The 25,580-nt window shown below is 74.9% G+C and carries 10 protein-coding genes and 3 pseudogenes; 6 read left to right on the top strand and 7 right to left on the bottom strand.

Features of this window, described 5'->3' with window-relative positions; all coding sequences use genetic code 11:
* Positions 1 to 616, top strand: a pseudogene (locus tag ACFVYI_RS34310) (glycosyl hydrolase family 32); the annotation flags it as partial.
* A gap of 29 nt (positions 617 to 645) precedes the next feature.
* Positions 646 to 2,217: a hypothetical protein gene (locus tag ACFVYI_RS34305; protein ID WP_387892810.1), complete on the top strand. Its 1,572-nt coding sequence runs from the start codon at positions 646 to 648 to the stop codon at positions 2,215 to 2,217.
* A 111-nt stretch (positions 2,218 to 2,328) separates the two neighbouring features.
* Here ACFVYI_RS34305 and ACFVYI_RS34300 read toward each other — a convergent pair whose 3' ends face one another.
* On the bottom strand, positions 2,329 to 4,287 hold the full coding sequence (locus ACFVYI_RS34300) for a glycoside hydrolase family 5 protein (protein WP_387892808.1): 1,959 nt from the start codon (positions 4,285 to 4,287) through the stop codon (positions 2,329 to 2,331).
* A 209-nt stretch (positions 4,288 to 4,496) separates the two neighbouring features.
* Positions 4,497 to 5,519 carry an alpha/beta hydrolase gene (locus ACFVYI_RS34295; protein ID WP_387892806.1) on the bottom strand — a complete coding sequence of 341 codons (1,023 nt, stop codon included), beginning with the start codon at positions 5,517 to 5,519 and terminating at the stop codon, positions 4,497 to 4,499.
* Positions 5,520 to 5,783: 264 nt separating this feature from the next.
* Between ACFVYI_RS34295 and ACFVYI_RS34290 the strand changes: the two genes are divergently transcribed.
* Positions 5,784 to 7,121 (top strand): serine hydrolase domain-containing protein, encoded by a 1,338-nt coding sequence (locus tag ACFVYI_RS34290; RefSeq protein WP_387892805.1) that lies wholly within the window; start codon positions 5,784 to 5,786, stop codon positions 7,119 to 7,121.
* On the opposite strand, the gene ACFVYI_RS34285 is transcribed toward ACFVYI_RS34290, so the two are convergent.
* Positions 7,109 to 10,483, bottom strand: a complete 3,375-nt coding sequence (locus tag ACFVYI_RS34285) for a BTAD domain-containing putative transcriptional regulator (protein WP_387892804.1) — start codon at positions 10,481 to 10,483, stop codon at positions 7,109 to 7,111. The genes ACFVYI_RS34290 and ACFVYI_RS34285 overlap by 13 nt on opposite strands.
* Positions 10,484 to 10,590: 107 nt before the next feature.
* On the opposite strand from ACFVYI_RS34285, the gene ACFVYI_RS34280 reads away from it, so the two are divergent.
* A complete protein-coding gene (locus ACFVYI_RS34280) occupies positions 10,591 to 11,364 on the top strand; it encodes a maleylpyruvate isomerase family mycothiol-dependent enzyme (protein WP_387892803.1) in 774 nt (257 codons plus the stop codon).
* A 39-nt stretch (positions 11,365 to 11,403) separates the two neighbouring features.
* On the opposite strand, the gene ACFVYI_RS34275 is transcribed toward ACFVYI_RS34280, so the two are convergent.
* The 4 genes and pseudogenes from ACFVYI_RS34275 to ACFVYI_RS34260 all read right to left on the bottom strand — a co-directional run bounded on the left by ACFVYI_RS34275 (position 11,404) and on the right by ACFVYI_RS34260 (position 14,999).
* Positions 11,404 to 11,916 carry a GNAT family N-acetyltransferase gene (locus ACFVYI_RS34275; RefSeq protein ID WP_387892801.1) on the bottom strand — a complete coding sequence of 171 codons (513 nt, stop codon included), beginning with the start codon at positions 11,914 to 11,916 and terminating at the stop codon, positions 11,404 to 11,406.
* Between the two features lie 123 nt (positions 11,917 to 12,039).
* Positions 12,040 to 12,918 carry a geranyl diphosphate 2-C-methyltransferase gene (locus tag ACFVYI_RS34270; protein WP_387892800.1) on the bottom strand — a complete coding sequence of 293 codons (879 nt, stop codon included), beginning with the start codon at positions 12,916 to 12,918 and terminating at the stop codon, positions 12,040 to 12,042.
* 15 nt (positions 12,919 to 12,933) lie between these two features.
* Positions 12,934 to 13,998 (bottom strand): annotated as a pseudogene (locus ACFVYI_RS34265) (family 2 encapsulin nanocompartment cargo protein terpene cyclase); the annotation flags it as partial.
* A gap of 431 nt (positions 13,999 to 14,429) precedes the next feature.
* Positions 14,430 to 14,999 carry a hypothetical protein gene (locus ACFVYI_RS34260; RefSeq protein ID WP_387892799.1) on the bottom strand — a complete coding sequence of 190 codons (570 nt, stop codon included), beginning with the start codon at positions 14,997 to 14,999 and terminating at the stop codon, positions 14,430 to 14,432.
* A gap of 532 nt (positions 15,000 to 15,531) precedes the next feature.
* Between ACFVYI_RS34260 and ACFVYI_RS34255 the strand changes: the two genes are divergently transcribed.
* Both ACFVYI_RS34255 and ACFVYI_RS34250 read left to right on the top strand, forming a co-directional pair.
* Positions 15,532 to 18,780: a type I polyketide synthase gene (locus tag ACFVYI_RS34255; protein ID WP_387892797.1), complete on the top strand. Its 3,249-nt coding sequence runs from the start codon at positions 15,532 to 15,534 to the stop codon at positions 18,778 to 18,780.
* A 79-nt stretch (positions 18,781 to 18,859) separates the two neighbouring features.
* A pseudogene (locus ACFVYI_RS34250) lies at positions 18,860 to 25,486 on the top strand (SDR family NAD(P)-dependent oxidoreductase); the annotation flags it as partial.
* Positions 25,487 to 25,580: the final 94 nt, after the last annotated feature.

Below are 25,580 nucleotides of genomic sequence, written 5' to 3'. Positions count from 1 at the left end.
GGGTGGTACTCCGGTGGTGGGTCACGAGGCCGACGGGCGGATGGCGGTCTTCGTCCTGGGGCCCGACGGCGGCAGTGTCGCGATCCGTGAGCAGAGTGCCCCGTCCTCGGGTTGGGGCGGCTGGAACGGCTCCTTCGGCGGAGCGGCCTCCGGTGTGACGGTCGGTCAGAACGCCGACGGCCGGATGGAGGTGTTCGCGGTGGCGCCGGACCGGAGTTCGATCTCGCACGTCTGGCAGACCGCGCCGAACGGTGGGTGGAGTGCCTGGAACGGTGACGGCAGCGGTCTGTTCGGTGGTCCGACGGGTGGTACTCCGGTGGTGGGTCACGAGGCCGACGGGCGGATGGCGGTCTTCGTCCTGGGGCCCGACGGCGGCAGTGTCGCGATCCGTGAGCAGAGCGCCCCGTCCTCGGGCTGGGGCGGCTGGAACGGCTCCTTCGGCGGAGCCGCCGCGACCGTGAACGTCAGTCACAACGCGGACGGCCGGATGGAGGTGTTCGCCCTCGCTCCCGGCGGCGCGAACATCTCGCACATCTGGCAGAGCACCCCCAACGGCGGCTGGAGCGGCTGGAACGCCGACGGCACCTTCGGTGGCACCGCCTGGGTCGGCGCGTGAACCCTTCGAGAGGAGCAGCGGAGAGCGAGATGTCACCCTTCGACCACCCCGTGCGGCACGTGTCACACGGGTCCAGGGCCACGGCCCGGGCCCTGCTGATGGTCGTCACCCTCGTCCTCGCCCTGGCGGGCACCGGTCTCGCGACCGCGGGCAGCGCCTCCGCCGCCTCGACCATCGGCGGCCCGATCACCCGCGGCGAGATCATCGCCCGGGCCCAGTACTGGGTCGACCACCAGCCGGGCCCCTACGACCAGGGCGGCTACTCGCCCGGCCCCGGCGGTGACTTCGACTACCGCCGTGACTGCTCGGGCTACGTGTCGATGGCCTGGCACCTGGACGCCAACGCCTGGACGGGGTCGCTGTCGGACTCCTACTCCTACGCCATCGACCGCGGCGACCTGCGCCCCGGCGACATCCTGAACAACTACAGCGAGCACGTGTTCATCTTCGACCGGTGGCTCGACGGTGACGGCGACTTCTCCTACTACTCCTTCGGCTCGACGCCGGTCCGCCACCTCAGCGCCAACATCGGCGACGCCTCGCTGGACGGGCACCCCAACGGCTCCTTCAGCGCCCGCCGCTACCACAACGTCATCGAGGACGGCGCGGTCACGCCGCACCCGTACCAGTCCGGCCGGATGGTGTCCGGCCGCGATGCGGACGGCCGGCTGGAGACCTTCGCCGCGGGCCCGGACGGTGTCTGGCACACCTGGCAGCCGGCGGTCAACGGCGGCTGGTCGGAATGGGTCAACGAGGGCGGTCCGGCCAACGCCCAGCTGGCGATCGCGCCGAACCAGGACGGCCGGCTGGAGGTGTTCGCGCTCAACGGCACCACGCTCGACCACATGTGGCAGACCGCGCCGAACGCCGGCTGGTCGGGGTGGGCCGGACTCGGCACCGGCGGGTCCCGCATCGCGGCCGGCGGCAACGCCGACGGCCGGATCGAGGTCTTCGCCGCCGGCTCCGCCGGGGTGTTCCACACCTGGCAGACCGCGCCCAACGGAGCATTCGCCGCCTGGGCCGGTCTCGGCGGCCCCGCCGACGCGCGGCTGCAGATGGAGAGCGCCCCCGACGGCCGGCTGGAGGTGTTCGCCCTGTCGGACACCACCTTCGGCCACCTGTACCAGACCGCGCCCAACGGCGGCTGGTCGGCCTGGGACACCTTCGGCGGCGGCGGGCACGGCCTGACGGTCAACCACGACTCGGACGGCCGGCTGGAGGTGTTCGCCTCCAACGGCGCCGGGGTGTTCCACCGGTGGCAGACCGGCCCCACCAGTTGGTCGGAGTGGACCGGGACCAACGGGGGAGCCGCCGATTCCGAGCTCTCCTCGGCGCGCTCGGTCGACGGCCGGATGGAGGTGTTCGCCATCAACGCCGGTACGGCCGCCCATCTGTGGCAGACGGCCGTGAACGGCGGCTGGTCGCCCTGGGAGACCTTCGGCACCGGCGGCACCGGGATCGCGGCGACCACCAACCAGGACGGCCGGCTGGAGGTGCTCGGCAGCAGTGCCTCCGGCGTCTTCCACCGCTGGCAGACCGGTTTCAGCACCTGGTCCGGCTGGGCCTGGCTGAACTCCACGGCCGGCCCGGCACTGGCCTGACGACAGCGGGGCGCCTGCCCGCCCCGGAGGGAAGGGGCCCGTCCGGTCGGAGGAAGGTCTCCGACGACCGGGCGGGCCCCGCGGGTCGATCCCCGGCCCACCGGCGGTGGGTCAGGCCAGGGGGCGGCAGAGCAGCGCGTCCGGCACGCCGCCGTGCGTCCAGCGCCAGGTCATCGCGACACCCGCGAGGTACTCGCCGGCGGCGCACTGGCCCTTGTAGTACCCCGGTGCCCAGTCACTGGCCGCGGAGTCGGCCCCGGTGGAGGCCGGCGGGCGGTTGTCGCCCCGGTCGAACCAGAGGACCCGGTTCGTCGCGGGCAGCGCGCCGGCCGCGGGAGCGCACAGCAGTGCCGCCATCGCGTTGCCGCGGACGCTGTAGCCGACCACGAGGTGGCCGGCCGGGCACTGGAGCTTGTTGTAGCCCGGGGCCCAGTCGCCGTCGGTGACCTGGCGCTCGTCGGTGACGGTGACCCAGCCGCCCGGACCGGTGGCGGGCTGTCCGGCGTCGGTGCACAGGCCGCGGCTGTCGCTGCGGCCCAGGCCGATCAGGCGCTGGCCGTCCGGGCAGTTGCCCTTGCGGTTGCCGCTGCTCCAGTCGGGCAGGGCGAGCATCCGCCGGGACACGTTCTGGTCGGTGTGGTCGAGGTCGAGCAGGTTCCAGCGCGGCGACCGCGGCACCTGGCCGGTGTACGAGGGGGCCGCGATCAGCCGGTTCCAGTACGGGGCCCGCCAGTCTCCCTGGTCCTCGATGCTGAGCCGGCGGCCGGCCCGGTCGTAGTGCAGCAGGGCCCAGGAGTCCTGCGGCGCACCGTCGTTGTGCCAGCCGACCAGCGGCCAGATGGCGAAGTCGGCGTCCCGGGCGGCCAGGATCGCCGTGAAGCGGTCGAACCAGGCCTGCTCCTTGGCGTCGGTCGAGCCGCGTCCGCCCGCGCCGAACTCGCTGATCCAGACCGGAGCGGTGAAGTGCTGCCCGGACCGGGTGACGAACAGCGCCTCCTCGTCGACCACCGCGGCCAGCTGTTCGGGCGTCAGGTCCTGGTAGCGCGGATCGCTGGTGGACCCGAGCCCGCTGCCCGCACCGGTGTTGGCCGAGCCGGTGTAGCCGTAGAAGTGGGCGGCGTAGACCAGCTTGCCGGAGTCGATCAGGGTGTTGGAGAGGGTGGCGACCGGCTTGAGCATCGGGCGGCCGTGGTAGAGGCCGGCCAGCGGGATGCCCTGCCAGTTGATGCCCTCCATGATGATCAGCAGGTCGGGCGAGGCCTGGAGGATCCGGTTGCCCGCCTCCTCGAAGGCGGCGTACTCGTCGTGGCTGTCACCCATGCCCCAGTTGGGGTCGTCCCAGGTGTCGCGGCGGACTTCGTTGCGCAGGTCGGCGCCGACGACCCGCTTGTTCGCCCGGTACCGGTTCGCCATGAACAGCCAGTCCTCCTCCCACTGTTGGGTGGACTGGCCGCTGTTCCAGCGCTCGTTGCCGTCCAGGCCGCAGCAGAACCGGTAGGAGGTGGTGTGGTTGTTGAGGACGACGGCGAACCCGTCGGCGGTGAGGGCCGCCACCACGGCGTCGAAGACCTGGAGGGGGGTGCTGCCGCGCAGCTGAGGGTTGGCGGCGACGGCGACGTCCGGGACGACCGTGGTGTCCCGGAGCATCGCGTCCGCGAAGGGGAGGCGGATGCTGTTCAGCCCCAGGCTGTGGAACCCGGCCATGATCTCGGGCAGCGCCGCCCGGTCCAGACCGAGCGGCAGGTTGTACGACACCTGGCCGGCCTGGTTGTTCGCCGGATCCGCGGTGTCGCCGCTGCCCTGCCAAGTGCCCTGGGCGCCGGCCCAGTTGCCCGACCGCAGTTTGAACCGGTCGCCGGCCGCGTCGACGACGTAGCGGCCGCGGGTGCTCAGCGGTCCGGTCCAGGAGGCCGCCAGCTGTGCACCGGTGAGTGCCACCGGGGCGGCCGCCGGCGCGGTGGCGGCTGTGATGGGGGCGGCCGGCGCCGCCGGGGCGGTCCCGGGCGACGCCATGACGCAGGCGGACAGGGTCGTTGCCACGGACAGCACGCGCAGTGCAAGTCTTCTCATGGTGATCCCGACGTGGGTGAGGGTGATGGACGCCGGTCTCCCCCGCCGGGGACCGGCCTGCATGTACACGGTCACCCGGGATCCTGACACACCCCGGGCCCGCCCGGGAGTCCCCCTTCCGCCGCCGCTGCCATGGTCCTTGCGCCCGGTGACCGGACCGTGGCCACCCGGTGGCTGCCCGGCGGCCGGACGGCGGCCGGGCGGTCGGATCACCGGGCGAGGATGCGCCGGAGCCAGCGGAGACGGGCCTCGCGGGCGTCCCGGGCGAGCGCCGACCGGGGCGCGAGGGTGTCGAAGCCGTGGAAGGCACCGGGCCACACGTGCAGTTCGGCCTGGCCGCCGGCCTGCCAGAGCGCCTGGGCGTAGGCGACGTCCTCGTCCCTGAAGGTCTCGGCCGACCCGACGTCGAGGTAGGCCGGGGGCAGCCCGGACAGGTCGGTGGCGCGGGCGGGCGCCGCGTAGGGCGAGAGGTCCGCGGCGCCGTACCGGTCGCCCAGCAGTGCCTGCCACGCGGTGGCGTTGGAGGTGCGGTCCCAGGTGTCGAGGCCGGCCATCTGGTGGCTGGAGAAGCTGGTGCCGCGGTCGTCGAGCATCGGGCACAGGAGCAGCTGCCCGATCGGGGCGGGGCCGCCCCGGTCCCGGGTGAGCAGGGCCAGAGCGGCGGCGAGTCCGCCGCCGGCGCTCTTGCCGCCGAGCACGATGCGGTCCGCGTCGATGCCCAGCTCGGCGGCGTGCTCGGCCGCCCAGACGAAGCCGGCGTAGCAGTCCTCCAGCGGTCCGGGGTGGCGCGTCCGCGGAGCCAGCCGGTACTCGACGGAGATGACGGCCAGCTCCAGCGGGAGAGCCCACTCGCGCAGCAGCTGCGGAACGACGGACCACGCGTTGCCCATGATCATTCCGCCGCCGTGCAGGTAGTACAGCAGCGGCAGCGGCCGGGGGATCCCGGCGGGTCGTGCGCTCACCAGCGTGACGTCCGGCCCGTCCGGCGCTCGCGGCACCCGCAGCTCGGCCACCTCGAAGCGGCCGTCGGCCCGCAGCTCCCGGAGTGTCGGCCGGGGCCGGGACGCGACATCCCGCTCCTGCCGGGCCGCCAGGTTCTCCGGGGTGATCGGCCCCCCGGCCCCGCCGCCCAGGGCCGCCAGCGCGGCGGCGAGTTCGGGATCGAACGGGGGCGCGAGCCCGGGCCTCGGAGCGGCGGGAGCGGACTCCGACGGTATGTCGGCGACGCTCATGCCTGCCCGTCCCGTCGCGCGGGTGCGCCCCGACCGGCAGGTCGGCCGGGGCGCACCGGTGGCACGTCCGGGGACGGGGAGAACGTCGGGGCGAGGTCCATGCGGTGTAGTCAACCACCTGTCGGGCGGGGGCCACAGCTCCCCGGTGGCCGCGGTGGCCAGGGGTCTGACAGCGCGTTGTGCGCGGGTTGCCAGCGGCGGGGCGGAGGCTGAACCCGTCGGGGCCGGTCGGGTCGGCCCCCGAGCAGAGAAGAGGAACGCCCCATGTCCCGTTGTGTGTTCTCGTCGGAGCGTGCGAGGTGGTCACGCCGGTTGCGGCTGGTGTCGGCCGTGGTGACGGCGTCGGGGCTGGCCGTGGGGCTGGCGACGCCCGCGGTCGCCCGCCCCGCCCCGGCGGCCGGGGCCACCCCGGGCGCGGCGCCCGCAGTGGTCCGGGACGGGGTCGAGGCGCAGCTGACCGAGCTGGCGCGCAGGCTGGTGGCGGCCGGGGCACCGGGGGTGATCGTACGGGTGGACGACGGCCGTGGCCGGCCGATCGAGATCGCCGAGCAGGCCGCCTGGGCCGCGCGGGACCACCGGCTCGACGCGGGCGACGAGTTCCGGATGGGTTCCAACACCAAGACCATGATGGCCACCCTCGTCCTCCAGCTGGTCGCCGAGGGCCGGCTCGGTCTGGACGACCCGGTGGAGCGGTGGTTGCCGGGCAGGGTCCCGAACGGCGGGGCGATCACGGTGCGGATGCTGCTGAATCACACCAGCGGCCTGTTCGACTACACCGAGGACAGCGCGCTCCTGCCCGCGATCCTCGGCACGGACCGGCAGCGGTGGACCTCCACGGCGCTGCTCGCGGTGGGAGCGAAGCACGAACCGCTGTTCCCGCCGGGTACCAAGTGGTCCTACAGCAACACGAACTACGCGGCGGTCGGCGCCGTCCTCGAACAGGTCACCGGCAGCACCCCGGCCGACCTGCTCCGGGACCGGATCGCCCGGCCACTGGGCCTGCGGCACACCTATCTCGCCACGGACGGCGGCTGGCGCGGCCGGCACGCCCGGGGCTACGAGCCGGACGCCGCGCACATGCCGCCGGGCGTGCCCGCCGAGTTCAGGACGGTCGCCGGGGTGCGCCACGACGGTCAGGTGGACGTCTCGGCCAACGATCCGAGCTGGGGCGGCAGCGCCGGAGCGGTGGTGTCCACCGCAGCGGACTGGTCCCGGTTCTACCGGGCGCTGATGTCCGGTCGGCTGCTGCCCGCGGCCCAGCTCGCCCAACTGCGCACCACCGTCCCGATGGACCCGGCGAACCCGGTGGACGGGCCCGGCTACGGGCTGGGCGTCGAGACGGTGACCACCCCGTGCGGCACCATCTGGGCCCATGAAGGGGGAATCACCGGGTACTCCAGCGCCAACTACACCGATGGCACCGGCGGCCGTACCGCCACGGTGCTCGTCCCGACGGAGTTCCGGTACGAGTTCGAGGCCGATCCGCAGCTCGCCGAGGCCGACCGGGCGCTGCAGACCGCCGCGATCTGCACCATGTTCGGCAGGCCGGTGCCGACCGCCGGGCCGGTGCCGACCGTCGTGGCCACGGCTCAGGCGGGCTGACCGGGGCGGACCGGGCGAGGCCCGGGGGCGGGTGCTGCCGCCGGGACCGCTTCCGGGAGCGCTTCCGGTGTGGCTTCCGGCGCGGCGATGGTCGCGGTCACGAGGTCCCTGGCCCCGGTCCGCGGCATCGCCGCGCCCTTGGCGTGGGCCGCCGCGAACCCGGCGGCTCCCAGGGCGTCGGCCGCCCGCCGGGCGATGCCGCGCACGTCGGCGTCGTCGAGGCCGTCCGCGCCGCGCAGTGCGGTGGCGGCACCGAGCAGCCGTGCGGCGCTGCCCGGCCTGCCCCGCGCCAGCTCGGCCCCGGCCACCACGACGGCGAGCCCGGCCGCGACCGGCGTCTCCCAGGCCAGTACCAGGTGCACCGCCGGGTGGTCGAGCCGGCGCACCGCGTCGTCGGGGAGTCCCTCGGCCGTGTCCACCCGGGCGAGCTCCGCCAGCAGCAGGGCGGTCAGGTGTGACGGGGGCTCCTGGTCGGAGGGCGAGTCGTCCAGGCCGGCCCGGGCGTGCTCACGGGCCGCTCCCGGCCGCCGGTCCTGTGACTCCAGCCGGGCCAGGCCCAGGCGCACCTGTGCCCACAACTCGGCCGACCCGGTCGGCGCCACCTGGTCGAGCAGGTCCTCCAACCGCCGCCGTCCGCCCGCCACGTCCCCCGCCTGCGCGCGGATCAGCGCGGCCTCCACGTCGTTCTCGACCGTGTACTCCCGCATGCCGAGTTCCCGGAAGTACCGGGTGGCCCGCTCGTTCATGGCCAGTGCGGCGGACGGATCGCCGGACCGCCGCCGGAGCGATCCGAGGACGCTCAGCGTGGTCGCCAGGCCCCACCGCTCCCCGAGCTCCTCGAAGCCGGCCAGCGCGCGGGTGAGCAGCTCGGTGGCCCGGGCGGGATCCCCGGCGTGCAGGGCCAGCCGGCCCCGGACCGCCAGCCCGAACGCGCGGCTCCACGGCTCCCGCCGTCCGTCGTCGGAGGTGCCCGGTTCGTCGGAGGGACCGACCGTCGCCGGGGCCGCCGGTGCGGTGATCGCGGTGGCCAACCCGGCCAGCTCCAGCAGGGGGTGGACGGCGGGGTCGATGCCCTCCAGCGCCCGCTCGATCCGGCCGAAGGCGGCCGCCACCTCCTGCGGCCGGCCGACCTCTCCGGTACCGAGCGCGTGGGCCACCAGGACCAGCGCGCGGGCCGGCGGATCGGCCGGCCCGGGCACCGTCAGGACCCGGCCGAGCAGGTCCAGCGATTCCGGGGGGTTGCCCCGCATGGACCAGTACCAGCTCAGCGCGGCACCGAACCGGACGGCCGTGTCGGCGTCCCCGCTCTCGATCGACCGGCGGATCGCGGCCAGCAGGTTGTCCCGTTCGGCCGACAGCCGGGCCAGCCAGCGCAGTTGGTCGCGGGTGCGCAGCCGGGGTTCCGCGCGTTCGGCCAGGTCGAGGAGGAACCCGAGGTGCCGTCGGCGGGCGGCGTCGCTCCCGGCGCGCCGGTCCAGCTGCTCCAGGCCGTACTCCCGGATCGTCTCCAGCAGCCGGTAACGCACCTCGCCCGCATCGGCGGCCCAGACCGGATGCAGCAGCGACTTGTCGACCAGCGCCGCCAGCAGCTCCCGGACGTCGCCGGGCCCGACCTCGCCGGGCCGGGGGTCGCCGCCCTGGACGGTGCCGGCCCGCCGGTCGAGCCCGCCGACCGCCCGCGCCGCGTCCTCCGTGAAGCTGCCGGGCACCACCGCCAGCCGCTCCAGGAGGGTCCGTTCGTCGGCGGTCAGCAGCTCCCAGCTCCAGGCCACCACGGCCCGCAGGGTCCGGTGCCGGGGCAGCGCGGTGCGGCTGCCCGCGGTGAGCAGCCGGAACCTGTCGTCCAGCCGGGCCGTGACCGCCTCGATCGGCAGCGTGCGCAACTGCGCCGCGGCGAGTTCGATCGCCAGCGGCAGGCCGTCCAGGCGCCGGCAGATCTCGATCACCGCCGTCAGCGAGTCGCCGTCCGGGGCGAAACCGGGGCACACCGCGGTGGCGCGGTCGTGGAACAGCCGGACCGCCGCGCAGGCGCGCGCCCGCCGAGCCGTCGAGCCCGGTTCGGGCAGCTCCAGGGGGAGGACCGGGTGCAGGTTCTCGCCGTCGATCCGCAGCGGTTCCCGGCTGGTGGCCAGGACCCGCAGCCGGGGGCACCGGCCGAGCAGGGTCTCGGCAAGCGTCGCGGCGGCCGCTACCACGTGCTCGCAGTTGTCCAGCACCAGGACCAGGTCGTCGTCCGCCAGCTCCTCGACCAGGCTGTCCAGCACCTCCGGGGCGAGGCCGGTGCCGGTGCCCGCGGGGACCGGCGGGACGGGGCTGCGCCTCGGCGGGCCGGCCGTCCGCGTCCGCAGGGCGTCGAGCACCGCGCCGGGCACGCCGTCCGCGTCGACCGGGGCCAGGGCGACGAACCACACCCCGCCGGACGGTGTGAGCCGGCGGCCGCTGGTGCTCGCGAGTCGGGTCTTGCCGGCTCCGCCCGGGCCGACCAGGGTGACCAGGCGGGCCCGGCCGAGCAGCTCGACCACCCGGTGGACGTCGTCCTGGCGGCCCACGAAGCTGGTCAGTGGAGCGTCCAGGTTGCCGGGCGGCCGCGATCGGTGGTCCGGCCGTCCGTCCGGCCGGTGGGGCCGGGGGAGGTCGCCGCGCAGCACGGCCAGGTGAGCCGCCTGGAGCAGGGGCCCGGGGTCGCTGCCGAAGGTCTCGGCCAGTCGGTCCCGCAGCCGCTGGTAGCCGGCCAGCGCCTCGGCGCCCCGGCCGCCGGCGGCCAGCGCGCGGATCAGCTGGGCGTGCAGCCGCTCACGGAGGGGGTGGTCCACCGTCAGCGATTCGAGCTCGGCGACCAGGTCGGGGTCGGCCCCCAGCGTGAGCTCGGCCTCGATCCGGTCCTCCAGGGCGGCCAGCCGGGCCCGGTCGAGCCGCTCGCCCTCGGCGTCGGCGAACGGCGCCTCCCGTACGTCGGCCAGGGCGCGGCCGCGCCAGAGGCCCAGCGCTTCCCGGAGGGTGGCGGCAGCCTCGGCGGAGCGGTCCTGTGCGAGCAGGTGCCGGCCGGAGCGGGCCAGTCGATCGAACCGGACGCAGTCCACCGCGTCCGCCTCGACGGCCAGCCGGTACCCGGCCGGTCCGGAGGTGAGCAGCGCCGGGTCGCCCAGGACCCGCCGCAACCGGGACACCAGCGACTGCAGGGCGTTCGCCGGGTCGGCCGGTGGCTCCCCGGCCCACAGCGCCCCGGTCAGGGTCTCGGGCCTGACGGCGCGCCCGGCGTCCAGCGCCAGCCGGGCCAGCAGGGCCCGCACGCGGGGCCCGCCGGCGGCCACCGGGCCGGCGCCGAGGTCCAGTACCAGGGGTCCAAGGAGGTCGACGCGCACCCGTTCACTATGGCAGCCCCGTCCGTTCGACGGTCGGGCCCGGGCCGACCCGGGCGACCCTAGGGCCGGTCGCGGGCGCGGTGCCGGCATCCGGGAGAATGGCCGCCATGACCACCATCCTCGATCACTCCGCCGGCGTCGCGGCGGAGACCGCCCGTTTCGTCGCCGTTGTCCGAGCCGCCGACCCGACGACCGCGGTACCCACCTGCCCCGGCTGGACGTTGACCGACCTGGTGCGTCACGCCGGCAGTGCGCAGCGCTGGTTCACCGTCCTGCTGCGGCAGCGGATCCAGGAGCCGCCGCGCAGTCGCGACGTCGACCTGCGGCTGCCGGAGCGGCCGGGGGGCTATCCCGACTGGCTGGCCGAGTCCGCGGCGCAGGCCGGTGCCGCGTTCGCCGAGGCCGACCTCGACGCGCCGATGTGGGCCTGGGGCGCCGACCAGCACGCCCGGTTCTGGGTCCGCCGGATGCTCTTCGAGACCCTGGTGCACCGCGTGGACGCGGAGCTCGCGCTGGGTCTGCACCCCGAGATCGATCCGGTGCTGGCGGCCGACGGGGTGTCGGAGTTCCTGGTCAACCTGCCCTTCGCCGCCCTCTTCGCGCCCGACACGGCCCTCCTGCGGGGTGCGGACCGGAGCATCCGGTTCACCCGCACCGACGGGGACGGCGACTGGCTGGTGCGGCTGCGGCCCGACGGCTTCGGGCTCGACCCGCAGGGCGCGGACGCGAGCGCCGACGCATCGGCCGACGCGACGGTGCGGGGCAGTGCCGCGGACCTGCTGCTGTTCCTCTACGGTCGGCTGGACCGGGCCGCCGACCGCTTCGAGATGGACGGGGACGAGGAACTGCTGGCGCACTGGGTCGCCCACTCCGCGTTCTGAGCGGCGGGGCCGGGTACGTCGCGGCCCCGCCGGCGGGCGTCAGACCTCGATCCAGAACCGCCGTACGGGGCCGAACTCGGTGTCGCGGATGTCGTCGAGGACACCGCCGTGACGCGCGATCGTCCTCGCCGAGGCGAGGTTGTCGACGGCGCAGATGACCAGCAGGCGGTCCAGCCCGAGCTCCCGCGCCTCGTCGAGCATCCGGCCCAGCGCCCAGCCGGCCAGTCCGCGTCGGCGTGCGGAGGGCCGGATGCCGTAGCCGATGTGGCCGAACTGCAGCACGAACTCGTCGAGCCCGTGCCGCAGGGCGATCCCGCCGAGCACCCGGTCGCCCTCGACGATCCACCGGTACAGGCAGAACGTCCGGCCGGCCTCCGCCGGATCCGCCGCGTCGGTCAGGCGGGCCACCCAGGTCGCGAACCCGGCCGCGGAGCCGACCTCGTCGGACGGCAGCAGTCCGAAGCCGTCCTCGTGGACGCCGGGACCCCATTCCCGGTGCGCCTCGGTCCAGGCGGAGTGCAGGCGGGCGGTGGGCTTGATCAGTTCGGGCATACCGCGACGATACGGCCCGCCCGGCGGGTCGGGGGACCGACTCGGAGAACTCGGCCGGCAGGCCCGGGGACGGCGCGGCCGGGGCCGCACGGTCGCGCCCGGGTCTGCCGGAGGGAGGGCCGGTCAGACCCGGTCGGCCGCGATGAGCACGTACTGGAAGGAGCCGTCCTTGTAGGAGTTGATGAACGCCTCCTCGATGCCCGTGACGAGGGAGGAGGTGGCACGCAGCTCCCAGTAGGGCAGGGTCGCCGGGGTCAGGTCGATGACGGCCTGCGGCACGAGGCGGTTGTCCGCCATGGCGCGCAGGTACTCCCGGCGGGAGTGGATGTTGCACTCGAAGTGCGCGTTGATCTGGGACACCCACTTCGACGGCTGCCCGTAGGCGGGGTTCCAGCAGCCCGTGATGGTGACGTAGCGGCCGCCGACCGCGAGCATGCGGGAGTGCTCGGCGAAGAGGTCGTGCAGGTCCACGTACATGCTGGACTCGTTGTTCCACGAGCCCGCCACCTGGCCGGTCTCGAAGGGCATGTCGAGCATGTTGCAGACCCGGGAGCGGACCGAGCCGTCGATGCCGAGCTCCCGTGCGCGCCGGTTGCCGAACTCGGCCTGCTTGGCCGACAGGGTGACGCCCTCGACCTTGCAGCCGAACCGCTGGTGGGCCATGACCATGGAGCCGCCGCGGCCGCAGCCGGCGTCCACGAGGGTGCCGTCGCGCGGGATCGTGCCCAGGTTGTCCAGCAGCACCTCGGCCTGTGCGGACTCCAGCCGGTGCAGTTCGGCGATCACCTTCTTCTCGCGCTCGCTGTCGGTCGGGTCCCCCAGCGAGGCGTGGTCGACGTCACCGATGCCGTAGTGGTGGTGGTAGAGGCCGTCGACGTCACCGAGGCGCAGGTTGACCGGCCGGGCCTCGTGGTCCCAGTAGCGGGCGATGTCGCCCTGGTAGGGCGTCGCCGGGCCGGGAATGGCGGCAGATGTCGTGGTGGGGATATCGGTTGTGGTCATCGGTCAGCTCCTTGGTTACCAGAAGTCGGGCAGGCTGTAGCGGTAGGTGTTGGTCCGGTGCCAGTAGTGGTTGCCGTCGACCCAGACGGCCACGCCGCGCAGGAAGCGCAGCAGGGCCGGGGCCGGGCAGGCGGCGGCCAGGGCGGCCGCCTCGGCCTCGAAGGCGTGCATGAGGTCGTTGTGGACGTCGACCGCCTTCAGATAGCCGTCGCGGTCGGTGCCGCCCTCCTGTTCGGCGAGCACCACCGGAAGGTTCAGGTGCCGGCCGGGGCTGGCGAGCTCCTTGGTGTAGGAGTACAGGTCGTTGACGATCGTGGTGGCGTTGGAGCCGAGCGCGATGACGCGTTGCAGGGCGGGCAACGTGTGGAGGTCGGCGGGCAGTTCGTAACCGCCGATGGTGTCCGTGATGGTCGGGCAGGGGCGGAAGTTGTTGAACTGGCGCATCGCCAGGTACTCCCACACCGCGGGGACGTGGTCGGTCTGCGCCCAGGCGGCCTCGGCGAGGTAGCCCAGGTGCAGGCGGGCCATGTCGTGCCGGAACCGGTCGGCCTGGGAGGGGCTCGCCGCGCGGTTGAAGTAGTCCATGGCGGAGCGGTAGGCGCGTCGGGGGGCGTCCTCGTGCAGGGACTCCGCCCAGGCCGGCTGGTACTCCGCGGTGGTGTGCACGGGGTCGAGCGCGGTGTGGGCCAGCAGGAGGCGCCCGCCGAGGCCGACGGGCGAGCCGCCGTGGTCCTCGCAGTAGCAGTCGTCGACCACGTTCTCGGCGACCATCAGCCGTGCGGCGACCATCAGGTGGTCGGTGTCGGGGGCGTCGGGGTGGCAGGCCACCATGTAGCGGCCGATCGAGAAGCCGTCGAACTGGTCCTCCCACTCGGGCGGATACAGCTGGACCTCGTCCACCGCCCAGGTCTTGATCCGGTTGCCGATCTCCGCGACGCGCTCCGGGTCGGGCTCCGGCACCGGGTGGTGGTAGAGGCCGGGGACGGGATCGCCGGTCTGCGGTGCGGCGGTACGGCGGCCCGGGTGCAGCCCGGCCGTCCCCAGACCGCTGGGGCCGCCGAGGATCCGCTCCAGGGCGGTACGGCTCATGACCGTACCGCCGAGGTCTCCGCGGTGGTCTCCGGGCCGGTGTGCGTGGGCATGGATGGGACTCCCTCCGAGCAGGACCGCGCGTCATGACGGGTCGTCATCCGGCGCAACACAAAGGGGATCCCGCAGGCGGTGCCCCCCTTGCCGTTCGCTGGTCAACGGTAGGCGGGGCGGTGCGGCCCGAGGCGCTCAGGAGCGGTCGATCTACTCGATAGGGTGAATGTTCTCGAAGATCGGGTTTGAAGCGCCCGATCTGCGGTCGGCGCCGCCGGCCAGGGGGCCGACCGACGTGCGGAGCGCCGGCCGACGGCCGGCTCCCGGGGCGCCGCCGGGCTCATGCGTGTACGCAGCTCGGGAGCGGGCCGACGCTCCCGCCGTCCCCGGGCGTCCCGGGGCGGCGCCTCCGGCGGCCCGCCGGGCGGTCAGCCTTCCGTGGTCCGGCCGGTGTCCTCGGCCGCCGCGGCGTCCCGGCGGTCCAGGGCCTCGGCGGTCGCGGGGTACTTGCTGCGCAGGCGGTCCCGGAGCGAGAGCACCGGCCCGCCCGCCTCGTCGGGGCCGGAGCGGGGGCCGGAGCCGGAGTCGGGGTCCGCCGGCTCGGCGGTCGGGGTGCCGGCGGTCGGATTCCCGGCGCTCGGGGTGCCGGTGGTCGGGCCGGCGACCGGGTCGGCGGGGGAGCGCAGCTGCGCCACCTCGGCCTCCAGCTCGGCGATGCGGGACCGCAGCTGCTGCGCCTCCTGGGCCGCGTCCCGGTACAGCTGCTTGTTGCGCTTGCCGACGTCCGAGAGGGTGTCCACGCGGTCGGCGAAGGCGTCGCGTTCATGGACGATCGGCAGGACGATCTGACCCGCGACGACCGCCGCGATCCAGTCGACCCACTCGTTGATGCGCGTGGTGCCCAGGGGGCCGATCAGTTCGGCGTCCTGCAGGCCGGTGAGCATGGGACGGCGGATCATGTCGGCGATGCTCCGCTGCGGGCCGCTCTGTTCGGTCACGACTGCTCCTCGATGCTTGCCTCGCGGTGGGGCAGCAGGTGCCGCCGGCGTCACGTTCCGCAGGGCAGGTGCCGGTCTCCTCGGCTGTCACCAGCCTAACCACCGGGGATCTCCTCGCCGACGGGTGGCCGGGGCCCCGGTGGGCCCCGACCTCGGCCGCGCTGTTCCGGCTCGTGCGGCGCTCTGCGCGGAGCGGGGGCCGGACGGGTGATTCTGTCGTCCGTGGACGATGGACGCCGGGGTAGTTCGTGCCGCCAGGGCTATTCGCCGCAGCCGGCAATTTGCCCGCCGGGCCATTGGGTCGCGTCCGTCCGGGCAGGTCGGCCCTGGCCGTCCGGGCAGTCGCCGCGGTGGAGTGCCGTTCTGGTCCGGATCCCTTGCAGGCGAGGCCAGTTGACCGATCCGTGAAGGTCTCTGACCTCCTGTCCAGAGCCTGGGTGTCGTGTACAGGGCGACTCTTGACGCGTTCTGTCGTTGCTGGTTGGGTTGCTCCGTGGCATCACGGGAAGCACACGTATCTCACGAACCTTCCATGAATTCGACTCACAGTGATGCGGTAGCCGTTGTCGGTCTGTCGTGTCGTTTACCCGGAGCTTCGACTCCCGATGAACTGTGGCGACTTCTCCGGAGCGGTGAAACCTCCGTCACGGAGGTTCCGGAAGGCCGCTGGAGCGAATTGCCGACGGAAGACGGACCGGCGTCCGAATCCGCCGGGTCGATTCCCCGGTGGGGCGGATTCCTCGACCAGGTCGACCGTTTCGACGCCGGCTTCTTCGGCCTTTCACCGCGCGAGGCGGCGGCGACGGACCCGCAGCAGCGGTTGATGCTGGAGCTCGCCTGGGAGGCGCTGGAGCACGCCGGGATCGTCCCGGCGACGCTCGGCGGCAGGGAGGCCGGAGTCTTCTTCGGCGCGATCTGGGACGACTACGCGACCCTGCAGCACCAGCGCGGTCCGCGGGCCCTGACCCAGTACGCGGTGACCGGCCTGCACCGCAGCATGATCGCCAACCGGGTCTCCTACACCCTCGGCCTGCGCGGGCCCAGCATGGTCGTCGACACCGGCCAGTCGTCCTCCCTGGTCGCCGTCCACCAGGCCTGCGAGAGCCTGCGCCACGGGGAGACCGACCTCGCACTCGCCGGGGGAGTGAACCTCAACCTCGCCCCGCAGAGCAGCATCGCCGTGACCCGGTTCGGCGGCCTCTCGCCGAGCGGCCGCTGTTTCACCTTCGACGCCCGGGCGGACGGCTACGTCCGGGGCGAGGGCGGCGCGGTGGTCGTCCTGAAACGCCTGTCGGACGCCGTCGCCGACGGGGATCCGATCCACTGCCTGGTCCTCGGCGGCGCGGTGAACAACGACGGCGGCGGCGAGGGCCTCACCGCGCCCAGCCGGTTCGCGCAGGAAGAAGTCGTCCGGCGCGCCTACCACCGCGCCGGGGTGGATCCGGCGGACGTCCATTACGTGGAGCTCCACGGTACGGGCACGAAGGTCGGCGATCCGGTGGAGGCCGCGGCCCTCGGCGCCGCGCTCGGCCGGCTGCGGGATTCCCGGCAGCCGCTGCTGGTGGGCTCGGCGAAAACCAATGTGGGGCACCTCGAAGGCGCCGCCGGAATCGTCGGGCTGCTCAAGGTCGCACTGAGCCTGCGGCACCGGGAACTGCCGCCCAGCCTCAATTTCGACAGCCCCAACCCGCTGATTCCGCTGGATTCGCTCAATCTGCGCGTGCACCGGGAGCTGGGGCCGTGGCCGAGTCCGGACCGGCCGCCGCTGGCCGGCGTGAGCGCGTTCGGCATGGGCGGGACCAACTGCCATGTCGTGCTCTCCGCCGGGCCGCCGCCGGCGGGCGGGCAGCCGGAGGACGGGCGATCGGACGACGGGCCGGCGCGGGCGGTCCCGTGGCTGCTGTCCGGCCGTTCGGTGCCGGCCCTGCGGGCCCAGGCGGCCGCGCTGCTGGCGCGGCTGGACGAGCAGCCCGGACTCCGCGCGGCGGACGTCGGCCTCTCGCTGGCCGTGACGCGCTCGGCCTTCGAGCAGCGCGCCGCGGTCGTCGGCCAGGGCGACGCGCAGTTGCGGCGCGGCCTGGCGGCACTGGCGCGGGGCGAGAGCTCGGCGGACGTCCTGGCGGGGCGGGCGTACGGGAGCGGCCGGCTCGCCTTCCTGTTCGCCGGCCAGGGCAGCCAGCGCCCCGGTGCCGGGCGTGCGCTGTACGACGAACATCCGGTGTTCGCCGAGGCGTTGGACGCGGTCTGCGAGCACGTCGACGCAGCCGCGGCCGCGGCGGGCCAGGCGCCGGACGGGCCGCTCCGGGACGTGCTCTTCGCGGCACCCGGCTCGGCCGCGGCCGAGTCGCTGGACCGCACCGGCACGGCGCAGCCCGCGCTGTTCGCCGTCGAGGTCGCGCTGTTCCGCCTGCTGGAGAGCCGGGGTGTCCGGCCGGACGTCCTGCTCGGCCACTCCGTCGGCGAACTGGCCGCCGCCCACGTCGCCGGGGTGTTCTCCCTCGCGGACGCCTGCACGCTGGTGGCGGCCCGCGGCCGGCTCATGCAGGCGCTCCCGCCGGGCGGTGCGATGGCGGCGCTCCAGGCCACCGAGCAGGAACTGCTCCCGCTGCTGGCCGGCCGGGAGCACCGGGTCGGCCTCGCCGCCGTCAACGGCCCGGAGTCGACCGTCGTCGCCGGGGACGAGGACGAGGTCGAGCGGATCGCCGCGCACTGGCGGACCGCCGGCCGCCGGACGAGGCGGCTGCGGGTCAGCCACGCGTTTCACTCCCCGCACATGGACGCCGTGCTGGACGACTTCCGCAGTGTCGTGGCGGCCCTCGACCTCCGGCCGCCGACCCTCCCGATCGTCTCCACCGTCACCGGCGGCCCCGCCACGGCCGAGGAGCTCGGCTCGGCCGAGTACTGGGTGCGGCACGTGCGCCGACCGGTGCGGTTCCTCGACGGCATGCGCCGGCTGGAGCGCCAAGGCGTCACCGCGTACCTGGAACTGGGGCCGGACGGCACGCTCAGCACGATGGGCCGGGACTGCCTCACCGAGCCCGACCGGCCGGCGGCCGGCCCGGGCGCCGGGCCCGTCCTCGTCCCCACGCTGCGCAAGGACCGGCCCGAGCCCGAGGCCCTGGTCACCGCGCTCGCCCGGCTGCACGTCCACGGCGTCGGGGTGGACTGGGAGGCGGTGTTCGCCGGGCACGGTGCCCGGCGGGTCGAGCTGCCCGGCTACGCGTTCCAGCGCCGGCGCCACTGGCTGGGTGGCGTGGCCCGCCCGACCGCGTCCGGCGGGTCCGGCCCCGCGCAGCCGGTGGACGACGTCACCGACGTCACCGACCCGGCGGGGCCCCGGCTCCGGCTGGAGGGCACCCCCGCCGGTGACCGGGCGAGCCTGCTGCTCGACCTGGTGCGCAGCGAGGCGGCCGTCGTGCTCGGCCACGGCGACGCGGGCCCGGTCGACCCCGGGCTCTCCTTCAAGGAGCTGGGCTTCGACTCGCTCACCGCGGTGGAACTGCGCGACCGGCTCGGCGCGGCCACCGGGCTGCGCCTGCCGACCGGCCTGCTGTTCGACCATCCGACGCCCCTCGTGCTGGCCGAGCGGCTGCGCGTCCTGCTCCTCCCGGCGGACCGCGCGACGGACTCCGGGGCCCTGGCGGAGCTGGACCGGCTGGAGCGCTCCCTGGCGGCCGGCCCGCCGCGAGCCGACGGCGACGACCCGGTGCCGAGCAGGTTGCGGACGGCGACGGTCGACGAGCTCTTCGCCTTCATCGACCAGGAGTTCCGCAACTCCTGACACGCCCCGACGCACGACGTCCGAACCTTCCGCACGGCCGAACCTTCCGCACGGCCGCATCGACACGGAGTGAAGAGCAGTGGCGAACGAGGAGAAGCTGGTCGAGTACCTCAGGTGGGTGACGACCGACCTGTACCGGACCAGGGAACGGCTGCGTGCGGTGGAGGCCGCGTCGACCGAGCCGGTGGCCGTGGTGGGCATGGGCTGCCGGTTCGCGGGGGGCGTGCGGTCCCCGGAGGACCTGTGGCGGCTGGTGCTGGAGGGCGGAGACGCGATCGCGCCGCTGCCGACCGACCGCGGGTGGGACCTGGAGGGGCTGTTCGACCCGGAGGCCGGGCGGCCGGGGTCGAGCTACGTCCGGGCGGGCGGGTTCCTGGAGGGTGTCGCGGAGTTCGACGCGGGGTTCTTCGGGATCTCGCCGCGTGAGGCGTTGGCGATGGATCCGCAGCAGCGGTTGCTGTTGGAGACGTCGTGGGAGGCGGTCGAGCGGGCGGGGATCGATCCGGCTTCGCTGCGGGGGAGCCGGACGGGAGTCTTCGTGGGCGCGACCTCCCAGGACTACGGCCCCCGGCTGCACGAGGGTTCGGACGAGCTGGGCGGCTACCTGCTGACCGGCGGCACCCCCAGCGTGATCTCGGGGCGGGTCGCCTACGCGTTGGGCCTGGAGGGGCCGGCGGTGACGGTGGACACGGCGTGTTCGTCGTCGTTGGTGGCGCTGCACCTCGCGGTCCAGTCGTTGCGGTCGGGCGAGTGCGACCTGGCGTTGGCGGGCGGGGTGACGGTGATGTCGACCCCGGGCATGTTCGTCGAGTTCAGCCGGCAGCAGGGCCTGGCCCCGGACGGGCGGTGCAAGCCGTTCGCGGCCGCCGCGGACGGCACGGGCTGGAGCGAGGGCGTCGGCGTGCTGCTGGTGGAGCGGCTCTCGGACGCCCGGCGCCTCGGGCACCGGGTGCTGGCGGTGGTGCGTGGCAGCGCGGTGAACCAGGACGGTGCGTCGAACGGTCTGACGGCGCCGAACGGGCCGTCGCAGCAGCGGGTGATCCGCCAGGCGTTGGCGAACGCCGGGCTGTCGGCGCGGGACGTGGACGTGGTGGAGGCGCACGGGACGGGCACCCGCCTCGGCGACCCGATCGAGGCCGAGGCACTGCTGGCGACGTACGGCCAGGGCCGGCCCGAGGGGGAGCCGCTCCGGCTGGGCTCGGTGAAGTCGAACATCGGGCACACCCAGGCGGCCGCCGGCCTGGCGGGCGTGATCAAGATGGTGTCGGCGATGCGGGCCGGCGTCCTGCCCAGGACGCTCCACGTGGATGAGCCGTCTCTGCACGTCGACTGGTCCTCGGGGGCGGTCGAGTTGTTGACGGAGGCTCGGGACTGGCTCCCGGGGGAGCGGCCGCGTCGGGCCGCCGTCTCCTCCTTCGGGATCAGCGGGACCAACGCGCATGTGGTCCTGGAGCAGGCTCCGGCGGAGGAACCCGGCGGGGAGCCGGACGGGTCGCGGCGTAGTCCCGCCGGGGCGGTCCCGTGGCTGCTCTCGGGACGCTCCCCGGAGGCGCTGGCCGCGCAGGCCCGGCGTCTGTTGTCGCACCTGGACGGCCGGGGCGGCGAGCGGCCGGTGGACACCGGCCTCGCGACGGCGGTCAGCCGATCGCTCCTCGAACACCGCGCCGTGGTCCTGGCCGATCGCGGCGACCGGGAGGGGTTCCGATCCGGACTGGCGGCGCTGGCCGAGGGCCGGTCCGTCCCGCAGGTGATCGTGGGCGACGCGTCGGAGCCGGCCGGCCGGGTGGTGTTCGTGTTCCCGGGTCAGGGGGCTCAGTGGGTGGGGATGGGTGCCGAACTGCTGGATTCCTCGCCGGTGTTCGCGGCGCGGTTGGTGGAGTGTGCGGAGGCGTTGCGGCCGTTCGTCGAGTGGGACCTGCTGGATGTGGTGCGGGGTGTGTCCGGGGCCGCGTCGTTGGAGCGGGTGGATGTGGTGCAGCCGGTGTCGTTCGCGGTGATGGTGTCGCTGGCGGCCGTCTGGCGTTCGTTCGGTGTGGAGCCGGCGGCGGTGGTGGGGCATTCGCAGGGGGAGATCGCGGCGGCCTGTGTGTCCGGGGCGTTGTCGCTGGAGGATGCGGCGCGGATCGTGGCGTTGCGTAGTGGGGTGATCGCGCGGGGGCTGGCGGGGTTGGGTGGGATGGTGTCGTTGGCGCTGAGCCCTGCTGAGGCTGAGGAGTTGGTGGCTGCCGGGGATGGCCGGTTGTCGGTGGCGGCGGTGAACGGGCCGAACTCGGTGGTGGTGTCGGGGGATCCGTCGGCGTTGGAGGGACTGCTGGCGGACTGTGAGGCGCGGGGGGTGCGGGCTCGGCGGATTCCGGTGGACTACGCCTCGCATTCCGCGCAGGTCGAGTCGGTCCGGGAGGAGTTGCTCGACGTCCTGGGGTCGGGCGCGGCGCGGGCGTCGGGGGTGGCGTTCTGTTCGACGCTGACCGGGGACTTCCTGGAGACCGAGGGGCTGGACGGCGAGTACTGGTACCGCAACCTGCGGGAGACGGTGCGCTTCGACCGGGCGGTGCGCCGGTTGTCCGAGCAGGGTTACCGGGTCTTCGTCGAGGTGAGCCCGCACCCGGTGCTCGGCCCGGGCATCGAGGAGAGCGTGGAGGAACTCGGCCACCAGGCCGTCGTGGTGGGGACGCTGCGTCGTGGTGAGGGCGGCCTGGACCGCTTCCTCGCCTCGGCCGCCGAAGCCTTCGTCCGGGGCGGCCCGGTGGACTGGACGGCCGCGTTCGCCGGCACCGGCGCCACCCCGGCGGACCTGCCGACGTACGCGTTCCAGCGGCAGTCCTACTGGTGGGAGCCGGCCCAGGCCACGACGGGTGACGCGAGCACCCTGGGGCTGCTCCCGGTCGACCACCCCTTCCTGGGCGCGACGCTCGCGCTGCCCGACTCGGACGGCGTCCTGGTCACCGGCCGGCTCTCCCTGGCCGCGCACCCGTGGCTGGCGGACCACACCGTCCTCGGGACCACCGTGGTCCCCGGCACCGCGCTGCTGGAGCTGGCCTTCCAGGCCGCCGACCGGGCCGGGTGCGGCCGGGTGGAGGAGCTCACGCTGCATGCCCCGCTCGTCCTGCCCGACGAAGGTGCGGTGTCGCTCCAGGTGGTCGTCGGCGCGCCCGACGAGGCCGGCCGGCGTCCGGTGAGCCTGCACTCCCACCCGGCGGGCGCACCGGCCGAGCAGCCGTGGACCAGGCACGCCACCGGCGTGGCGGGCCCGGCCGGAGCGGGCCCGGAACGCGACGCCGGCCCGGCGGCCTGGCCCCCGCCGGGGGCCGCACCCGTCCGGATCGACGGGCTGTACGCGGGCCTGGCCGAGAGCGGCCTGCCCTACGGCCCGGCCTTCCGGGGGGTCAGGGCCGCCTGGCGGCGCGGCGACGAGGTGTTCGCCGAGGTCGCCCTGCCCGAGGAGCTTGCCGGCGAGGCCGGACGCTTCGCCGTGCACCCGGCGCTCCTGGACGCCGCGCTGCACGTCATCGGTCTGGCCGGGCCTGCCGGGGGACCGGCGGACGGCCTGCCGCAGTTGCCCTTCGCCTGGGAGGGCCTGGCGCTGCACGCCGTCGGCGCGACCGCGCTGCGGGTCGCGGTCACCCCGCTGGGGGCCGGCAAGGTGGCGCTGACCGTCGCCGACACCACCGGGCGGCCGGTCGCCGGGATCGAGTCGCTGGTGCTGCGGCCGGTCACCCGGGAGCAACTGGACGACGTCGGCCGGGCCCAGGGCGATGCGCTCTTCCAGGTCGACTGGATCGCCGTCGGTGCGCCGGCGGCCGCTGCGCCCGGCTCCCCGCAGGGGCCCGGCCGCTGGGCCGTGGTGGCGGCCGAGGGCGCGGGCGCCCACGGCCTCGGCGGCCTCGGCGGCGGGACCTTCGCCGATCTGCGCGCCCTGGCGGAGGCGTCGACGCGGACGAGCGGCCCCGTGCCCGAGGTGGTCCTCCTGCCCTGCGCGGAGCAGACCGTGCCCGGCGACCCCGGGGCGGCGGTCCGCGCCCTGACCGGTCGCGTCCTCGACGCGCTGCAGAGCTGGCTGGCCGACGACCGGTTCGCCTCCTCCCGCCTGGTGGTCGTGACCCGGGGGGCCGTGGCCGTCCGCCCCGGTGAGGGAGCGGCCGTGCCGGTGCAGGACCCGGTGTGGGGGCTGGTGCGGGCGGCGCAGGCGGAGAACCCCGGCCGCTTCGTCCTGCTGGACCTCGACGAGGAGGCGGCGTCACCGGCCGTGGTCGCCGCGGCGGTCCACTCCGGCGAGCCCCAACTCGCCGTCCGGGCAGGCACCCTGAGCGTTCCCCGGCTCGCCAGGGCGGTGCCGGCGCTGGCGCCGCCCACCGGGGCGCCCGCCTGGCGGCTGGACATCGCGGGCAAGGGCACCCTGGAGAACCTGGCGCTGCTGCCGAGCCCGGACGACACCGCCTCCGGCCCCTTGGCCGAGGGCCGGGTACGGATCGCGGTCCGTGCCGCCGGCCTCAACTTCCGTGACGTCGTGGTCGCGCTGGGCCTGGTCCCGAGGCTCGACGGGCTGGGCATCGAGGGCGCCGGCGTGGTCACCGAGGTCGGCCCCGGGGTGGCCGGCCTCGCCGTCGGCGACCGGGTGATGGGCCTGTTCTCCGGCGCGTTCGGTCCGGTCGCGGTGGCCGACCACCGGGCCGTCGTGCCGGTACCGGACGGCTGGTCCTTCGCCGAGGCGGCCGCCGTCCCCGTGGTCTTCCTGACCGCCTACCACGGCCTGCGGGACTTGGCGGGTCTGCTGCCCGGCGAGGCGGTCCTCGTCCACTCGGCGGCGGGCGGGGTGGGCATGGCCGCGGTCCAACTGGCCCGGCACTGGGGGGCCGAGGTCTTCGGCACGGCCGGCCCGGGGAAGTGGGACACCCTGCGGTCGTCGGGGCTGGACGAGGCGCACATCGCCTCCTCCCGTGACCTCAGCTTCGAGGAGCGGATCCTGGCGGCGACCGGGGGCCGCGGGGTCTCGGTCGTGCTCAACTCGCTGGCGGGGGAGTTCGTGGACGCCTCCCTGCGGCTGCTGCCCGGGGGCGGGCGGTTCCTGGAGATGGGGAAGACCGACCACCGGGACCCGGCCGAGGTGGCCGCCCGTCACCCCGGCGTCGACTACCGGATCTTCGACCTGATGGAGGTCGACCCCGGGCGGATCGGCGAGATGCTCCGCGAGGTCCTGGCGCTGTTCGAGGCCGGGGTGCTGCACCGGACACCGCTGACCGTCTGGGACGTCCGCCGGGCCCCGGAGGCGTTCCGCCACCTGCGCCAGGCCCGGCACGTCGGGAAGATCGTCCTGACCGTTCCCCAGGCGCCGGACCCGGACGGCACCGCGCTGGTCACCGGCGCCTCGGGGACGCTGGGCGCACTGACCGCCCGGCACCTGGTGACCCGGCACGGGGTGCGGCACCTGCTGCTGGCCTCGCGCCGGGGCGCGGACGCCGAGGGCGCGGCCGCACTCGCCGCCGAGCTGACCGCCCTCGGCGCCACCGTGACGACCGCCGCGTGCGACGTCACGGACGCCGAGGCCGTGGCCCGCCTGCTGGCCCGGGTACCGGCCGCGCACCCGCTGACGGCGGTCGTCCACACGGCGGGCGTGCTGGACGACGGAGTCGTCCCCTCGCTGGACCGGGAGCGGCTGGACCGCGTCCTGGCGCCCAAGGTGGACGCCGCCTGGCACCTGCACCGGCTGACCGAGCACCTGGACCTCGCGGTGTTCGCCCTCTTCTCCTCCGCCACCGCCCTGGTGGGCGCCGCCGGCCAGGGCAACTACGCGGCGGCCAACGCGTTCCTGGACGGGCTGGCCCGCCACCGGCGCTCCCGCGGCCTGCCGGCCCTCTCGCTGGCCTGGGGGCTCTGGGCCGAACGCAGCGCCATGACGGGCCACCTCGAAGGCGCCGACCTGACCAGGATGCGGCGGGTCGGCATGGGCGCGCTCTCGACCGAGGACGGCCTGGCGCTCTTCGACGCCGCCCACCGCACCGGTGAGCCGGTGGCGGTGCCGATGCGCCTGGACGCCACCTCCCTGCGGGCACACGCCGCCTCCGGAGCCGGCCTGGCCGCAGTGCCGCCGCTGCTGCGCGGGCTGGTCCGGGTCACCGACCGCCGGACGGCCGCCGCCGGATCGTCCGCCGGGGGGACGGCGCTGGCGCAACGGCTCGCCGGACTCCGCGCGCCGGAGCGCGAGCGTCTGGTCCTGGACCTGGTGCTCGACGAGACGGCCGTGGTGCTCGGGCACGGTCTCGCCGGCGCGGTCGACGCCCGGCGGGCCTTCCGGGAGCTCGGCTTCGACTCCCTGGCCGCCACGGAGCTGCGGAACCGGCTGAACGCGGCGACCGGGCTGCGACTGCCGACCACCACCGTGTTCGACCACCCGACGCCGGCCGAGCTCGCGACCCTGCTGCGGGCCCGGCTCGCCGGGGAGGCCGGCACCGCCGGGGCCTCCGGGGGCGCGGGAACGTCCGCCGGGGCGGCCGCCTTCGAGGAACTCGACAGGCTGGAAGGCGCGCTCGGCGAGGTCGCCCAGGACGACGACGCGGTGGCCGGGATCACCGAGCGTCTCGAAGCCCTGCTCGGGAAGTGGAAGGAGGCCCGCGCCTTCGACACCGGGGCCGCACCCCGAGCGGACTTCGAATCCGCCACCGTCGACGACATCTTCTCGCTCATCGACGAGGAGTTCGGCCTCTCCTGATCCCGCTCGCGCGCCCCGCCCTCCTGTCCTGCCTCCTTGTCCTGCCCTGCTGCCCCGCCCGCTCGGCCCGACTTCGAACGGTGCTCCCGGCCTC

The organism is Kitasatospora sp. NPDC058218 (genome assembly GCF_042882445.1).
Taxonomy (GTDB): domain Bacteria; phylum Actinomycetota; class Actinomycetes; order Streptomycetales; family Streptomycetaceae; genus Kitasatospora.
Note: the sequence above shows the minus strand (reverse complement) of the source record. Positions and strands in the feature narration are given on the sequence as shown.

Excerpts from the sequence above, each read along its gene's own strand:
- ACFVYI_RS34305 (WP_387892810.1), top strand. The coding sequence starts at position 646 with ATGTCACCCTTCGACCACCCCGTGCGGCACGTGTCACACGGGTCCAGG.
- ACFVYI_RS34300 (WP_387892808.1), bottom strand. The coding sequence starts at position 4,287 with ATGAGAAGACTTGCACTGCGCGTGCTGTCCGTGGCAACGACCCTGTCC.
- ACFVYI_RS34295 (WP_387892806.1), bottom strand. The coding sequence starts at position 5,519 with ATGAGCGTCGCCGACATACCGTCGGAGTCCGCTCCCGCCGCTCCGAGG.
- ACFVYI_RS34290 (WP_387892805.1), top strand. The coding sequence starts at position 5,784 with ATGTCCCGTTGTGTGTTCTCGTCGGAGCGTGCGAGGTGGTCACGCCGG.
- ACFVYI_RS34280 (WP_387892803.1), top strand. The coding sequence starts at position 10,591 with ATGACCACCATCCTCGATCACTCCGCCGGCGTCGCGGCGGAGACCGCC.
- ACFVYI_RS34275 (WP_387892801.1), bottom strand. The coding sequence starts at position 11,916 with ATGCCCGAACTGATCAAGCCCACCGCCCGCCTGCACTCCGCCTGGACC.
- ACFVYI_RS34270 (WP_387892800.1), bottom strand. The coding sequence starts at position 12,918 with ATGACCACAACCGATATCCCCACCACGACATCTGCCGCCATTCCCGGC.
- ACFVYI_RS34255 (WP_387892797.1), top strand. The coding sequence starts at position 15,532 with ATGAATTCGACTCACAGTGATGCGGTAGCCGTTGTCGGTCTGTCGTGT.